The organism is Novosphingobium silvae (assembly GCF_009856825.1).
GTDB lineage: Bacteria > Pseudomonadota > Alphaproteobacteria > Sphingomonadales > Sphingomonadaceae > Novosphingobium > Novosphingobium silvae.
In genome coordinates this window covers 227,855-242,024 of sequence record NZ_WVTD01000001.1, presented here as the reverse complement: position 1 = coordinate 242,024, position 14,170 = coordinate 227,855, and the positions used below count along the sequence as shown (strand labels likewise).

At 68.7% G+C, this 14,170-nt stretch carries 12 protein-coding genes; 8 read left to right on the top strand and 4 right to left on the bottom strand.

The window, feature by feature from the left end; genetic code table 11:
- Nucleotides 1-120 precede the first annotated feature (120 nt).
- The 5 genes from GR702_RS01195 to GR702_RS01175 all read left to right on the top strand — a co-directional run bounded on the left by GR702_RS01195 (nt 121) and on the right by GR702_RS01175 (nt 3,938).
- Nucleotides 121-828, top strand: a complete 708-nt coding sequence (locus GR702_RS01195) for a CoA transferase subunit A (RefSeq protein WP_160984122.1) — start codon at nt 121-123, stop codon at nt 826-828.
- Nucleotides 828-1,478: a CoA transferase subunit B gene (locus GR702_RS01190; RefSeq protein ID WP_160984121.1), complete on the top strand. Its 651-nt coding sequence runs from the start codon at nt 828-830 to the stop codon at nt 1,476-1,478. The genes GR702_RS01195 and GR702_RS01190 overlap by 1 nt, the downstream gene beginning before the upstream one ends.
- 137 nt (nt 1,479-1,615) lie before the next feature.
- Nucleotides 1,616-2,305, top strand: a complete 690-nt coding sequence (locus GR702_RS01185; RefSeq protein ID WP_160984120.1) for a glutathione S-transferase family protein — start codon at nt 1,616-1,618, stop codon at nt 2,303-2,305.
- Between the two features lie 5 nt (nt 2,306-2,310).
- The gene (locus GR702_RS01180; RefSeq protein ID WP_160984119.1) at nt 2,311-3,279 is read left to right on the top strand and encodes an NAD-dependent epimerase/dehydratase family protein; all 969 of its coding nucleotides are present in this window, start codon (nt 2,311-2,313) and stop codon (nt 3,277-3,279) included.
- 113 nt (nt 3,280-3,392) lie between these two features.
- Nucleotides 3,393-3,938, top strand: coding sequence for a glutathione peroxidase (locus GR702_RS01175; protein ID WP_160984118.1), 546 nt, complete (start codon nt 3,393-3,395; stop codon nt 3,936-3,938).
- 22 nt (nt 3,939-3,960) lie between these two features.
- On the opposite strand, the gene GR702_RS01170 is transcribed toward GR702_RS01175, so the two are convergent.
- The 4 genes from GR702_RS01170 to GR702_RS01155 form a co-directional block, all read right to left on the bottom strand.
- Nucleotides 3,961-6,900: a CHAT domain-containing tetratricopeptide repeat protein gene (locus GR702_RS01170; protein ID WP_160984117.1), complete on the bottom strand. Its 2,940-nt coding sequence runs from the start codon at nt 6,898-6,900 to the stop codon at nt 3,961-3,963.
- Nucleotides 6,901-7,027: 127 nt separating this feature from the next.
- Complete coding sequence (locus GR702_RS01165) at nt 7,028-7,876, bottom strand: sulfurtransferase (RefSeq protein WP_160984116.1); 849 nt, start codon at nt 7,874-7,876, stop codon at nt 7,028-7,030.
- Nucleotides 7,877-7,974: 98 nt separating this feature from the next.
- Nucleotides 7,975-8,514: an inorganic diphosphatase gene (gene ppa / locus GR702_RS01160; RefSeq protein WP_160984115.1), complete on the bottom strand. Its 540-nt coding sequence runs from the start codon at nt 8,512-8,514 to the stop codon at nt 7,975-7,977.
- 249 nt (nt 8,515-8,763) lie between these two features.
- A complete protein-coding gene (locus GR702_RS01155; protein WP_160984114.1) occupies nt 8,764-10,734 on the bottom strand; it encodes a M61 family metallopeptidase in 1,971 nt (656 codons plus the stop codon).
- 105 nt (nt 10,735-10,839) lie between these two features.
- On the opposite strand from GR702_RS01155, the gene hisS reads away from it, so the two are divergent.
- From hisS to prmC, 3 genes are all read left to right on the top strand, one after another.
- Nucleotides 10,840-12,084, top strand: coding sequence for a histidine--tRNA ligase (gene hisS, locus GR702_RS01150; RefSeq protein ID WP_160984113.1), 1,245 nt, complete (start codon nt 10,840-10,842; stop codon nt 12,082-12,084).
- 88 nt (nt 12,085-12,172) lie between these two features.
- Nucleotides 12,173-13,243 (top strand): peptide chain release factor 1, encoded by a 1,071-nt coding sequence (gene prfA / locus GR702_RS01145; protein ID WP_160984112.1) that lies wholly within the window; start codon nt 12,173-12,175, stop codon nt 13,241-13,243.
- On the top strand, nt 13,236-14,090 hold the full coding sequence (prmC, locus tag GR702_RS01140; RefSeq protein WP_160984111.1) for a peptide chain release factor N(5)-glutamine methyltransferase: 855 nt from the start codon (nt 13,236-13,238) through the stop codon (nt 14,088-14,090). Before prfA ends, prmC begins: the two co-directional genes overlap by 8 nt.
- Nucleotides 14,091-14,170 lie beyond the last annotated feature (80 nt).

Here is a 14,170-nt window from a genome sequence, read left to right as displayed (position 1 = left end):
CAGCTGCGATGCGCTTCATCCGATAACCACTTCTATCGGAACCGATAAACAACAATGGCTATTCGTGATCGAAGAAGCTGTCTAACTTCCGCTCGAAACGGCAAGAGAGGATTTGCCTGGATGAACAAGATCTATCCCACCGCCGGGGCCGCGCTGGAAGGCGTGCTCAGGGACGGGCTGCTGATCGCCAGCGGGGGTTTCGGCCTATGCGGCATTCCCGAGCGGCTGCTCGATGCCGTTCGCGATTCGGGCGTGCGCGACCTGACTTTCGCGTCGAACAATGCCGGCATCGACAACGAGGGCATCGGCAAGCTGCTGCGTACCCGGCAGGTCCGCAAGATGATCTCGTCCTACGTGGGCGAGAACAAGGAGTTCGAACGCCAGTTCCTCGCCGGCGAGCTCGAGGTGGAGTTCTGTCCCCAGGGCACTCTGGCCGAGCGCATGCGTGCGGGCGGTGCCGGCATCCCGGGCTTCTACACGAAGACCGGCGTGGGCACGCAAGTCGCCGAGGGCAAGGAAGTGAAGGCCTTCCGGGGCGAGGAGTATATCCTGGAAGAAGGCATCTTCGCCGACCTCAGCCTCGTCAAGGCGTGGAAGGCGGACGAGACCGGCAATGTCGTGTTCCGCAAGACCGCCCGCAACTTCAACGTGCCCGCCGCCACTTGCGGCAAGGTCTGCGTGGTGGAGGTTGAGGAGATAGTGCCCGTGGGCAGCCTCGATCCCGACGCGATCCACCTGCCCGGGGTCTTCGTGCAGCGCATCGTGCTCGGCGCGCCCTACGACAAGAAGATCGAATTCGCGACGACGCGCGAAAGGGAGGCCGTCTGATGGCGCAGGAAACCAGGGGCTGGTCCCGCAATGAAATGGCCGCGCGCGCGGCGAAGGAACTTCAGGACGGGTTCTACGTGAACCTGGGCATCGGCATCCCCACGCTGGTGGCGAACTATGTGCCCAAGGACATCACCGTCACGCTGCAGAGCGAGAACGGGATGCTGGGCATCGGGCCGTTCCCCTACCCGGACGAGATGGACCCCGACCTCATCAACGCGGGCAAGCAGACGATCAGCGAACTGCCGCACTCTGCCTATTTCGACAGCGCGACCAGCTTCGGCATGATCCGTGGCGGGCATATCGACCTGACCGTGCTGGGCGCGATGGAAGTGGCCGAGAACGGCGACATCGCCAACTGGATGATCCCGGGCAAGATGATCAAGGGCATGGGCGGCGCGATGGACCTCGTCGCGGGCGTCAAGAAGATCATCGTGGTGATGGAGCACACCTCCAAGAACGGCGAGCCCAAGTTCATCCCGTCCTGTACCCTGCCGCTTACCGGGCGAAACGTGGTGGACATGGTGATCACCGACCTCGCGGTGTTCCAGCGGCCGGACCATGCCAGCCCCTTCAGGCTGGTTGAGCCGGCGCCCGGCGTGAGCCTGGAGGAGATCGCCGCCAAGACGACCGCGCATTACGTGACCTGAGGGGCGCACCGCTCCTCACGCCGGCGCGCGATTTGGCTCTTTCCTTTTATCGTCATCCCCGCGATGGCTGGGTGACGATTTAAGGGGGGCCGGTGACGCGTTCGCCGGCCGGAAGGCGCGAACCGCAAAGGGCCATCATGACCTACACGCTGATCACCGCGAACCGGAACTATTCCAGCTGGTCGCTGCGGCCCTGGATACTGATGAAGGCGCTGGACATCCCCTTCGAGGACGAAATCGAGCTGTTCACCATGCCGGTGAACTACGACGCGTTCCGCAGCTTCTCGCCCACGGGCCAAGTGCCTGTGCTGATCGACGGCGAGCGCACGATCTGGGATTCGCTGGGCATCGCGCTCTACCTTGCCGACCGGCATCCCGGCGCATGGCCCGCCGACGAGGAAGCGCGCGCCTTTGCCCAGTCGGCCGTGTGCGAGATGCACGGCGGCTTCCCGGCGCTTCGCGGCTTCTGCACGATGAACGTGGGCGTGCGCGTGAAGCCGAGGCCGATGGACGGACAGCTGGTGCGCGAGGTCTACCGCATCCGCGAGATCTTTGAGGAGGGCCTCGCGCGTTTTGGGGGGCCGTGGCTGGCGGGCTCCTCGTTCACCGTGCTCGACGCCTTCTATGCCCCCGTGGCCTTCCGCGTGCGCACGTACGGCCTCGACGTGGGGCGCGGCCAGGCGTGGGTGGACGCCATGCTCGCCCACCCGGCCATGCGCCAGTGGGAAGAGGAAGCGCTTGCCGAGGAATGGCGCGAGGAAAGCCACGAGGCCGAACTGGTGGCGGCGGGCGAGATGATCGCCGATTATCGCACCGGCGGCCGCTGAAGCCCATGCGCATCCTGCTGACAGGCTCATCGGGCTGGCTCGGCAGGCATCTGGCGCCGCTGCTGCGCTCGCGCGGGCACGAGCTCGTCGGCCTCGACGTGGCGCCCGGCCCGGCGACGGCGATCGTCGGGTCGGTGGCCGACCGGGCGCTCGTGTTCCAGGTGATCGCGCATCACGGCATCGAGGCGGTGATCCACTCGGGCGCGCTGCACCAGCCCGATATCGCCCGCTTCCCGCGCCAGGCCTTCATCGACGTCAACGTGACCGGTACGCTCAACCTGCTGGAGGCCGCCGCCCAGGCTGGCCACTCGCGCTTCGTCTACACCTCGACCACATCGCTCATGGTGCGCGACGATGTTCGTGCGGGCCCGGGCGAGGGCGGCGCGTGGTGGATGGACGAGAGCTTCGGCCCTGTCGCGCCGCGCAACGTCTACGGCGTGACCAAGCGGGCCGCGGAAGATCTGTGCCGCCTTGTCTCGCGCGAGAGCGGGATGGCCGTGGCGATCCTGCGCACCGGGCGCTTCTTCCCCGAGGATGACGACGATCCCGGCTCGATCCTCGAGGGCGCCGCCCCGAGCGGTCCGAACCTCAAGGCGAACGAGTTCCTCAACCGCCGCCTTACCGTGGCGGACGCGGCGCTCGCCCATCTCGCCGCGCTGGAGCGGGCGAAAGGGTGCGAGACCTTCGTCCTTTCCGCAAGCCCGCCCTTCACGCGCGCGGACGCGGCCGAACTCGCGGTGGACGCCCGCGCCGTGATCGGGCGCTACTTTCCCGATGCGGGGGCTGTTTATGCGCAGGCGGGCTGGAGCCTGCCCGAGCGGATCGAGCGCGTCTACGATCCCGCCAAGGCCGCGCGCCTGCTCGGCTGGCAGGCCAACACCGATTTCGCGAGCATACTCGCGGCCCTTCGGGATGGCGCGCCGATGCCGTTCGCGCACGAGCCGGACTGGGTTTCGCCCGTGCTGCGGCGCTAGCCCGGCGACTGGCGGAGTGATGGGTGCGGGTCGCAAGGGCAGCCCGGCCGTCTTGCGGCCATGCGGGGAGCGGCCCATAACGCCGCGAACGTCATCCCATGGGAGAATTACGAATGGCAGACCTCGCCTCCATCCCGCTCGAGCGTATCGACGGCACGTCCGACACTCTCGCGTCCCATGCGGGCAAAGTCCTCCTCGTCGTCAACGTGGCGTCGAAGTGCGGTCTCACCCCGCAGTACGAAGGGCTTGAGGCGATCTACCAGGAGTACCGGGACCGGGGCTTCGAGGTCCTGGGCTTTCCCGCCAACGACTTCGGCGCGCAAGAACCGGGCACGCACGAGGAAATCGCCGAGTTCTGCTCGATCAACTACGGGGTTTCGTTCCCGCTCTTCGCCAAGGCCGACGTGACCGGCGAGGGCAAGCAGCCGCTCTACGCCGCTCTCATCGAGGCGGTGCCGGCCAAGCAGGGCGACGTGGAGGGCATGAAGGAACGCTTCCGCGGCTACGGCATGACCCCGAACGAGGACCCGGAAGTCCTGTGGAACTTCGAGAAGTTCCTGATCGCGCGCGACGGTTCGGTCGTCGGCCGCTTCGCGCCGGGCACCGATCCCAGGGACCCGCTGCTCGTTGCCGCGATCGAGGCCGAACTCGCGAAGTAGCCGTTCCGCGCGCCGAGCCCCCTCAGTCGCCCACCAGCACGAAGGGCGCCCAGGCCGCCGGATGGGCGCCGCCCGGAATGGAGGCGTCGCGCAGGACGGAAAGCTGCGCGGTGCGCAGCGCCTGCGCGCGTGACTGGCCCGCGTTCGCCTCTTCCAGCGTGCGCAGGGTGAGGCGGCTGGCCACGTCGTCGCGCACCGGCCAGTGCGACAGCAGCAGCGCGCGCGATCCCGCAGAGATGAACGCGCGCGCCAGTCCGGAATAGGTGGGCGCGTTCTCGCTTTCCCCGGCACTGGTATCGCAGGCGGAAAGGATGACCCAGTCCGCGTCGAGCCGCAGCTGCGCCACTTCGGAGGCGGTGAGCAATCCATCGTCCTGCGCCGTGGCGGCGAGCGGCGGGGCCAGCACAAGGGCCGGCTCCACCACTCCGCGCAGCGCGCCGCCCACCAGCCCGTGCGTGGCGAAAGCTATCACCCGCGCCTGCTCGAGCGGGGCCTGCTTCAGGGCCGTCTCGGTGGCGCTGGCGCCGATCAGCAGCCGGGTGGGGCCCGAGAAGCGGCTGGCCATGTCCTGCAGTTCCCGCGCGGCATCGGGCAGAGCGGCGAGCCGGGCCAGTGCGCCGGCCTGCCCGATGCCGCGCATGGTGTCGCTCTTCACCGGTGTCCCCGTGCCCGCCGCCGGTTCTGCCGGCGCGCCCGGCAGCGGCGCTCCGATCCCGGCGAAAGCGAGCGCGCCGCGTGCCTCGCGCGCGGGGCGGGGCAGGGGGGCGGCGCTGATCATCACGCTTACCGCATGGTCCCGCACCAGCCAGCGCGTGCGGCGCAGCGCTGCGGGATCGGCATCGTCTCCCCGTGGCGGCTGAGTGACCAGCGCGGCGAAGGGGATGGTCGCCAGGCTGCCCGGCGCCAGCACCACCAGTTCGCGCACCGATCCCAGCAACGGGCGCAGCGCCTGGGGCACGATCACGCGATAAAGCTCATGCGCCGCCTGCCGATCGAAACCGGCGTGCTCCTGGTCGAGGAGGCCGCCTTCCACCGACGCGCGCAGCCGCTGCTGCAGCTCCACCAGCCGCCTTGCCGCGATCGAGGACTGGCCAAGGGCAACGCCCCCGCGCGTGACCAGCTGGCTGACGAGCCCGCCATCGTCGTTGCCGATCAGCAGCAGGCCCTGCCCCGGCCGAAGCCGGGCGCGTGCATCCGCCAACCTGGCGGGTTCAACGGCCGTCAGCGCCCGATAGCCGGGCACCAGACTGGAAAGCTCGGCATCGGCGGCGCGCACCTGTTCCTCGAGCGCGGCGATCCTTGTGCCAAGATCGGCAGTGGCGGCGGGATCGCGCTGGATCGCCGCCTGGTCGAGCGACTTGCGCAGCTGTCGCCCCTGCGCCGCCAGTGCCAGATAGCGCCGTATCGCCTCGCGGGCCTCGGGGCCATATTCCTCCCGCAGCAATCCCAGCGAGGAGAACGCGCCCTGCAGGTCTCCAAGGTTCACCATCTGCAGCGCGTCGAAGACCTCCGCCTGCCGCCCCGCCTGTGCACAGACGCGCACCAGGTCCATGAACGCACTTCGGGTGTCGGCGGCGATCCCCATGATGTCGCTGCGGGCAGTGGCGCGGTCGAGCAGCCGCGCGCGCGCGGGGGCAAGCGCTTCGCCCAGCATGGCGGCGGCCTGCGCCGGGCGGCCTTCGTCGGCGATCAGGCGCGCTGTGACCGCCGCCGCGGCGATCCGGCCCCTTGTCCCGGGACCAGCGACTTTCGCGTAGCCTTCGCGCGCATGTGCCAGGAGCGCAGCGGCCTCTTCCCTGCGATCGGCATGGGACAGCGCCGAGGCCAGGTTGATCTCGGCGTTCAGCACCACCGGATCCTCGGGCGATGCGGCGTACCTGCGCGCGATCGACAGCGCCTTCTCGCGCATCGCCAGGCTGGCGGCCGCATCGCCGGCCCAGGCGGCCGCGCGGGCCTGCTGCCCGATCATCGTCGCCAGTCCGCTGGCCTGCAGGCGGTCGGGGTGCGCCTCGAAGATCGCGACGGCCCTGTCGTAGAGCGGCCCGGCCTCGGCCCGCAGCCCCGCATTGTCGAGCGCGTAGGCGAGGCTGTGGATCGACATCGCCAGCTGCGGACTGTCCGGCGGCAGGATCGCGCGGCGCTTTTCGAGCGCCGCCCGCAGGATCGGGATGGCCTGCGCGTACTGTCCCGCCTCGGACAGGATCGTGCCAAGCTGCTGGGTGGCGGTGGCGCGGATGCGGTGGTTTTCGGGCAGGTGCGCCTCGGCCCAGGCGGCCGCTTCGCGCGCGGTTACCACGGCGTCCTGCGCGTCGCCGGCGTAGAGTTGCAGCGCTGACAGGCTGACGCCGCGACTGGCGGGACTTTCAGGTCTCTCGCCCGTGGCCAGTGCACGAGCGCGCGCAATCGCCAGGGACTCGGCGACGGGGGCGAGGGCATCCCGCTGGCGTCCGCGCTGATATGCCACCACGCCGATGCCATAGAGCGCATCGCCGTATTCTGCGCTCGTGCGGCCGCCCAATCTTTCAGCCAGTGCAAGCGCGCGGCGGCTGTATGCCTCCGCCTCGTCGAGGCGGCCCAGCGCACCATGTTCGCCGCCGATATGCAGCAGGAGGCTGGCCCGGTCCAGTGTGGGCGGAGCCCCGCGCGCCTCCAGCGCCGCGTCGACCTCGGTGAACAGCGCCAGCGCCTCTTCCGTGCGGTCGAGCTCGGAAAGGGCCTGCGCCCGGATGGCGCGGGCATAGAGCAGCGCTATCGGATCCACCGCCGGCGCGGCCGCCGCGCGTGCGAGGACCGCGTCCACATGGCGCAGAGCCGCAGCCGGATCGCCCGAGATATCGTAGCCGCGCAAGGCATCGAGCTCCACCGCGACCGGCGCCACTTGCGACGGCGCCGCCGCCGCAAGGCCAGCGGGGACCCCGGCGGCGAGGACTGACAGCACGGCTGCGAACCAGAACTTGCGCATCCAGTCTCCACCTGCCCGGACGACGGGCGAACGGCCCGCAACCGGCCGTTTCACGGATTGAAGGAGAAGCGCCTTTGCCGCCTGAATTCAACTCACAAGTTCTGTAATGATCGGCGCCGGCCGCCGGTTACGCCCCGGTCGCGACGGGACGGGCCGGATCGGCGATCCACTCGCTCCATGAACCGGGGTAGAGCCGGGGTGCGCGAAGCCCCGCGACGGCCATCGCCAGCGCATTGTGACAGGCGGTGACGCCCGAGCCGCACTGCACGATCGCGGGTGCTCCATCGAGCAGGGCCGAGAACTCCGCCGCAAGGGAGGCGCTGTCGCGAAAGCGTCCGCCCGCATCCAGGTTGTCGCGAAAGAAGCGGTTGCGCGCGCCGGGGATGTGGCCTGCGACAGGGTCGAGCGGGTGAGGCTCCCCGGCAAAGCGTGAAGGGTCGCGCGCATCGAGGACCCGTGCCGTCCCGCCTTCGATGTTGGCAAGCACTTCGGCGGTGGTGACAGGGGCGGGAACGAGGCTTTCTCCCGCCTCGAAGTCACCCGGCGTGGCCGCCTGCGGCGTGCCCGTCTCGAGCGGGAGCCCGGCGGCGGTCCACGCCTGCAAGCCCCCGTCGAGCACTGCGACGGGTGCGTGGCCCAGCCAGCGCAACAGCCACCAGGCCCGCGCGGCCCAGGCCCCGCCGCTATTGTCGCAGGCGACGACCTGCTGGTCCTTGCGCAACCCCTGGGCACGCAGCCAGGCCGCCAGCACGGCAGGCTCGGGGAGCGGATGGCGTCCGTTGCTCCCGTCCGGGGCGGAGGCGAGGTCGGTGTCGAGATCGGCGTGGCGGGCGCCCGGGATGTGTCCTTGCGCAAAGGCCTGCCTGCCCTTGTCGGGCGCGCCGAGTTCGAACGCGCAGTCGAGGACGAGCACGTCCCCGCCGGAAGTCAGCAGGGCGTGCAGGTCATCGACGCCGATCAGCGTTTCGTAGCTCATGATGGTGTTTATGCCTGTCTTTCGAGGACGAAAAAAGGGGCCGACAGCTTGCGCCGCCGACCCCTCGTCCACATGGGAAGTGGAATGGTCGAAGGAGATCAGTCCTTCTTGTTCGCTTCGTAGCGCTCGATCGCTTCCAGCACGATCTTGCGCGCGTCGTCCGCATCGCCCCAGGTGCCGACGCGAACCCACTTTTCCTTCTCGAGGTCCTTGTAGTGGGTGAAGAAGTGCTCGACCTGCTTGTAGACGATCTCGGGCAGGTCGTCCTTCTCGTTCACGTTCGAGTAGTACGGGAAGGTGGAGTCGATCGGCACGCAGAGCAGCTTCTCGTCGCCGCCATGCTCGTCCTCGAGGTTGAGCACCGCGATCGGGCGCACGCGCACCACGCAGCCCGGGATGAAGGGCGAGCGGGCGACGACCAGCGCGTCGAGCGGGTCGCCGTCGGGCGAAAGGGTGTGCGGCACGAAGCCGTAGTTCGCCGGGTAGCGCATCGGCGTGTGCAGGATGCGATCCACGAACAGCGCTCCCGAAGCCTTGTCGAACTCGTACTTGACCGGCTCGCCGCCGACAGGAACTTCGATGACGACGTTGAGGTTTTCCGGCGGATTGTCGCCAACGGGGATCATGTCGATGCGCATAACGGTCCTTGCTTTACTGGCGCGCCGAAGACGCACCGTTTGGATCACGATGCGGCGGGCTTAGCGGCGCAACTATTGCACTGCAACAGGCTATTGGAATGAACGTAGTCGAGAATTCGTACTGATTTGGACGCGCTGGGCCGGGGCCTCGAACGACCTTGCGCGATGTATACTTTCACGCAGGGTCGTGTGGGTGCCGGGGCCTCTGCCGCGTCCGGCGTCCCTCGAACAAATACTGCTTGCCTGCCCTCAGTTCTTGCGGGCGGCGAGCAGCCGGTCGAGCGCGTTCTCGCGGCCCGGGGTGGTGCTCTCGAGCGCGGGGTAGCGCAGGCCGCCGTGGTAGTCGATCGAGACGGTCTGGTAGCGATCGTCACGGCGCACCAGCAGCGCGATCGGCTCCTTCGAGGACTTTGCGGCGGTGATCGCCTTCTTCATGACGTCCTCGGAATAGGCGGTGCCGTTCACCGCCGTGACCTTCACCCCGTTGACGATGCCCGCATCGTAGGCCGGGCCGTCCCACAAGGTGGCCGTCACATCGCCGTCCTTGTCGAGCGTGATGCCCAGCGAATACGTGAGGTCGAGGTTCTTGCGCGCGCTGGCCACGCCCTTGTCGTAGGCGTTCGGCTTGTCCTTCCAGACCAGCTTGTAGCCGCCCATCTCGATGCCCTTGAGCGGAGCGGGCTGGTTCGTCGCGTAGAGGCGCGTGCGCAGGAAATCCGCCCAGTCATGGGCATAGACCCCGTTCAGGGTGCTTACGACCTCGTCGAAGTCGTAAGTCAGTTCGCCCCAGTCGCCATCGCGCACGCCGAAGAACGCGCGGGCGAAATCGTCGAGCCCCCTGGCGCCGCGGGTGCCGTGCCGGATGATCTGGTCCGCCTCCAGCCAGACCAGCGCGCCCTCCACGTAGTAGTCCTCGCTACGGGTGAGCGACGAATAGGGCAGCGGCCTGCGGCGATTGAGCTGCGGCGCGTGAACCGTATCCTCGACGGAGCGCCAGCCGCGCCCCGGCGTGCCTTCGGCATACTTGGCGGCGGCCGTCGCGAAGTTGCCCAGGATCGTCTCGCGCTTCTGCACGCCCGACCTTGCCGCCAGGACATAGCCCCAGAACTGCGTCTGCCCCTCGTAGACCCACAAAAGCGTGTTCTGCATCGGCTGCTGGTAGTCCGGGGTCCAGGCATCTGCGCCGCGCCTGTACTTGCCGTTCCAGCTGTGCACGAACTCGTGCGCGATGACGTTGCGGTCCCAGTCCATGTCGGCCCAGTCGATCCAGGACTTGGGCTCCTGCTGGTTTTCGCTCGAACGGTGATGCTCGAGGCCGATCCCTCCCAGCCGGTCGGAGAGCGCCAGCAGGAAGTCGTAGTGATCGAAATGCCGCGCGCCGAAAGTCGCCAGCGCCTCGGTGACGAGGTTGCGGTAGGTCTGCAGGTTCTCGGGCTTGATGGCGAGCAGTTCGGGCTCGTCGGCGACGACGTCCATGTAGACGTTCTGCCCCAGGTCCCACCGCTGCGCATGGATGCCAGCGAAGATCGGGGAGTCGACGAGGCGCTCGTAGTCGGTTGCGCTCCAGCTGATCCTGTCGCCTGCGCGGCTCATGCCGTCGAGCGCGGTGTAGACGGTCCAGCCCTTGGGAAATGTGACCGTCGGCTTCACGGCGATGCCGCGGGTGTAGTAGCCGGCCGGATAGAGGCTCATCTTCTCCCACTGGAGGTTGAGCATCTCGCGCGTCATCGTCACGCGGCCTTCGCTCGACTGCAGCGGCGAGGTGTGGACGAACCTGGCCGTCACCGTCTTCGTGCCCTGCGGCAGCGCGAGGTGGAAGGCGTTGACCGCCACCGTATCGCGCGTCCAGGGAATTTCCTTGCCATCCGCGAAGAAGTGGATCTGCGCGAGAAGGGCATAGGGGCCTGTCTCGGAGTGGTTGCCCGGCAGCCAGCCCGGCTGGAGCAGGGTGAGCTGCGAGGTGCCGGCCGCGACCGGGAAGGTCTGCGTGACGCCGTAGATGCCGCGCTCCACGTCGCTCGCATCGATGGTCAGCCCGACCGTGCCGGGATAGGGCACGTCGCGCGCGGCGGGAAGCGCGGGCGGCAGCGGTGGGGCCGTCGGTGTCGAGCGGCTGGCGTCCTGCGCCGGGGCGGCGGTGGCAAGAAGCACGGTCGAGGCGAGCACGGTCGGGGCGAGCACGGAGGCGAGAAGCGCGGGGGTCGCGAAACGGTTGATCATCATGCGTTTCCTCGTCCCTTCCGCCCGATTTGGCAACCGCTCAATCGACGCATTTCCCTCGCGACCACTTCCCCAGCCGCCGCGCGTCGGCTAAGCGCGCGCGTCATGAACACCACACCACAGGCCATCCGCGGGACCCAGGACATCTTCGGCGCGGAGGCGGAAGCCTTCGCCCATGTCGTCGAGACGTTCGAGCGCGTGCGCCGCCTCTATCGCTTCCGCCGGGTGGAGATGCCGGTCTTCGAGAAGACCACCGTGTTCTCGCGCTCGCTGGGCGAGACGACGGACGTGGTTTCCAAGGAAATGTATTCGTTCGAGGACCGGGGTGGCGAATCGCTCACGCTGCGGCCCGAGTTTACCGCCGGCATCGCTCGCGCCTACCTGACCGACGGCTGGAAGCAGTTCGCCCCGCTCAAGGTGGCGACGCACGGACCGCTGTTCCGCTACGAGCGGCCGCAGAAGGGCCGCTATCGCCAGTTCCACCAGATCGACGCCGAGGTCATCGGCGCGGCCGAGCCGATGGCGGACGTGGAGCTTCTGGTGATGGCGGACCAGCTGCTCAAGGAACTGGGCATCGCCCAAGGCGTGACGCTGCAGCTCAACACGCTGGGCGATGCTGCCAGCCGCGATGCCTGGCGCGCCGCGCTCGTCGAGTATTTCCGCGACCACAGGGCTTCGCTGTCGGAGGATTCGCAGGACCGGCTGGAACGCAACCCGCTGCGCATCCTCGATTCCAAGGATCCGCGCGACAAGCCCTTCACGGCCGACGCGCCCCGGATAGACGATTTCCTCTCGGCCGAGGCGCAGGAGTTCTTCGGGGCGGTGACACAAGGGCTCGAAGCGGCCTCGGTGGACTTCGTCCGCGCTCCGGCCCTTGTGCGTGGGCTGGACTACTACAGGCACACCGCTTTCGAATTTGTGACAGATCGCCTCGGCGCGCAGGGCACGGTGCTGGGCGGTGGCCGCTACGATGGCCTCATGGTCGCGCTGGGCGGGCCGGAGACCCCGGCGGTCGGCTGGGCGGCGGGGATCGAGCGGCTGGCGATGCTGGTCGCCGATGCGGGGGGCGCTGCGGAGGAGCCGCTGACCGCGATCCTCGCAGTCGAGGACGATGCGGCGCTGCCTTTCGCGCTCAAGGCCCTTACCGCTCTACGCCACCAGGGCATCGACGCCGAGATGATCGCGACGGGTTCCCCGCGCAAGCGCTTCGACAAGGCCGTGAAGTTGGGCGCCAGGGTGCTCGTCTCGTTCGTCGTCAAGGACGGGGTGCCGACCGCCAACCTGCGCGCCGGCGATACCACGCCCGCGCGCCTGGCGGTCGAGCAGGTGCTGGTTTCGATCCAGCCGTGACACGGGCGCTGAACCTGACCGGCCGGGCGCATCGCAGCCTCGCCGCTCGCGGGCGAATGGCGGGGACGGTCCGCGCAGAGGCGACGGCGTGAGCATTTCCGACGCCCGCCTCGCTCAGATCGCCGCCCGTTTCGCCGAGCTAGAGGCGCGCCTCGCCTCGGGCACGCTGGAGGGGGATGCCTTCGTCGCCGCCAGCCGCGACTACGCCGAGCTTGAACCCGTCACGCGGGTGGCGACCGAGGTCGTCTCGATGCGCGGCGAACTGGAAGCGCTGGCCGGGATCGAGGATCCCGATCCCGAGATGCGCGCCCTTGCCGCGGAGGAAGCAGCGCGCATCAGGGCCGAACTGCCCGACGCCGAGCGCCGCCTCGCGATCGCCATGCTGCCGCGCGATGCGGCGGACGTGCGCCCCGCCATGCTCGAAATCCGCGCCGGCACCGGCGGGGACGAGGCCGCGCTCTTCGCCGCCGACCTCTACCGCATGTACGAACGCTACGCCGCCGAGCAGGGCTGGCGGGTGGAGATGGTGAGCGCCAACGCCAGCGATGTGGGCGGCTTCAAGGAAGTCGTCGCCAACGTCTCGGGATCGGGCGTGTTCGCCAAGCTCAAGTTCGAAAGCGGCGTCCACCGCGTCCAGCGCGTTCCCGTCACCGAAAGCGGCGGGCGTATTCACACCTCCGCGGCGACGGTGGCGGTGCTGCCCGAGCCTACCGAGGTGGATGTCCAGATCGAGGACAAGGACCTCAAGATCGACATCTACCGTGCCTCGGGAGCGGGCGGGCAGCACGTCAACACCACCGATTCGGCCGTGCGCATCACCCATCTCCCGACCAATCTCGTGGTGATCTGCCAGGACGAGCGCAGCCAGCACAAGAACAAGGCCAAGGCCATGCAGGTCCTGCGCGCGCGTCTCTACGAGAAGATGCGCGACGAGGCGCAAGGGGCCGAGGCGGAAGCGAGGCGGGCGATGGTCGGCTCGGGCGACCGGTCCGAGCGCATCCGCACCTACAACTTCCCCCAGGGGCGCGTGACCGACCACCGCATCAACCTGACCCTCCATCGCCTCCCCGAGATCCTGGAAGGGCCGGGGCTCGGCGAGCTGGTCGATTCGCTCATCGCCGAGGACGAGGCCAAGCGCCTTGCCGCGATGGATGGCTGAGCGCAGCGTCGCCGACGCCATCCGCGACGCGGCCGAGCGCCTGGCAGCCACCAGCGACACCGCCCGTCTCGATGCAGAGGTGCTGATGGCCCACGTGCTTGGCACCGACCGCTCGGCCCTGCTGCTGCGCCACATGCGCGAGGCAGCGCCCGCCGCCTTCGCATCGCTGGTCGAGCGACGGGCAGTCTGCGAACCGGTGGCCTACATCACCGGGCGGCAGGAATTCTTTGGACTGCCCTTCATCGTCGGCGCCGACGTGCTGATACCGCGCGGCGATTCAGAGACGCTGGTGGAAGCCGCGCTGGCCGCCCGACCCCGCGCGCGCTCGGTCCTCGATTGCGGCACCGGCTCGGGCGCGCTGCTCCTTGCGGTGCTGGCGAACCTGCCCGAGGCCCATGGCGTGGGGATCGACGTCTCGGCCGGCGCGCTCGCCACTGCCTCGGCCAACGCGCGGGCTCTGGGTCTTGAAGGCCGCGCGGCCATGGTCTGCGCCGACTGGCACCTGCCCGGGTGGGACGAGAGCCTGGGTGGCCCGTTCGACCTCGTGCTGGCCAATCCCCCCTATGTCGAGGACCATGCCGTGCTCGATACGTCCGTGCACGCGTTCGAGCCTGCCGGCGCCTTGTTCTCGGGGCCGGAAGGGCTGGACGATTACAGGGTGCTGGTGCCGCAGCTTCCGCGCCTGCTCGCCCCCGGCGGGCTGGCGCTTGTGGAGATCGGGCACCGGCAGGCGGATGCGGTCTGTGCGATCGGCACCGCCTGCGGGCTTTCGCCGCAACTTCACCATGATCTTGCGAGGCGCGCTCGGGTCATCGCGTTTTCGGTGGGAAACGGAGACGAGGGGTAAGTTTTCGCTTGGAATTGGGCTGTACAATGCCTAAAGATTGACCCGAACCGGCCTATGGACGATGTTTTCCCATACCCGGT

Bases quoted from the DNA above. Each gene is read 5' to 3' on its own strand.
- GR702_RS01195 (WP_160984122.1), top strand. From the start codon at position 121: ATGAACAAGATCTATCCCACCGCCGGGGCCGCGCTGGAAGGCGTGCTC.
- GR702_RS01190 (WP_160984121.1), top strand. From the start codon at position 828: ATGGCGCAGGAAACCAGGGGCTGGTCCCGCAATGAAATGGCCGCGCGC.
- GR702_RS01185 (WP_160984120.1), top strand. From the start codon at position 1,616: ATGACCTACACGCTGATCACCGCGAACCGGAACTATTCCAGCTGGTCG.
- GR702_RS01180 (WP_160984119.1), top strand. From the start codon at position 2,311: ATGCGCATCCTGCTGACAGGCTCATCGGGCTGGCTCGGCAGGCATCTG.
- GR702_RS01175 (WP_160984118.1), top strand. From the start codon at position 3,393: ATGGCAGACCTCGCCTCCATCCCGCTCGAGCGTATCGACGGCACGTCC.
- GR702_RS01170 (WP_160984117.1), bottom strand. From the start codon at position 6,900: ATGCGCAAGTTCTGGTTCGCAGCCGTGCTGTCAGTCCTCGCCGCCGGG.
- GR702_RS01165 (WP_160984116.1), bottom strand. From the start codon at position 7,876: ATGAGCTACGAAACGCTGATCGGCGTCGATGACCTGCACGCCCTGCTG.
- ppa (WP_160984115.1), bottom strand. From the start codon at position 8,514: ATGCGCATCGACATGATCCCCGTTGGCGACAATCCGCCGGAAAACCTC.
- GR702_RS01155 (WP_160984114.1), bottom strand. From the start codon at position 10,734: ATGATCAACCGTTTCGCGACCCCCGCGCTTCTCGCCTCCGTGCTCGCC.
- hisS (WP_160984113.1), top strand. From the start codon at position 10,840: ATGAACACCACACCACAGGCCATCCGCGGGACCCAGGACATCTTCGGC.
- prmC (WP_160984111.1), top strand. From the start codon at position 13,236: ATGGCTGAGCGCAGCGTCGCCGACGCCATCCGCGACGCGGCCGAGCGC.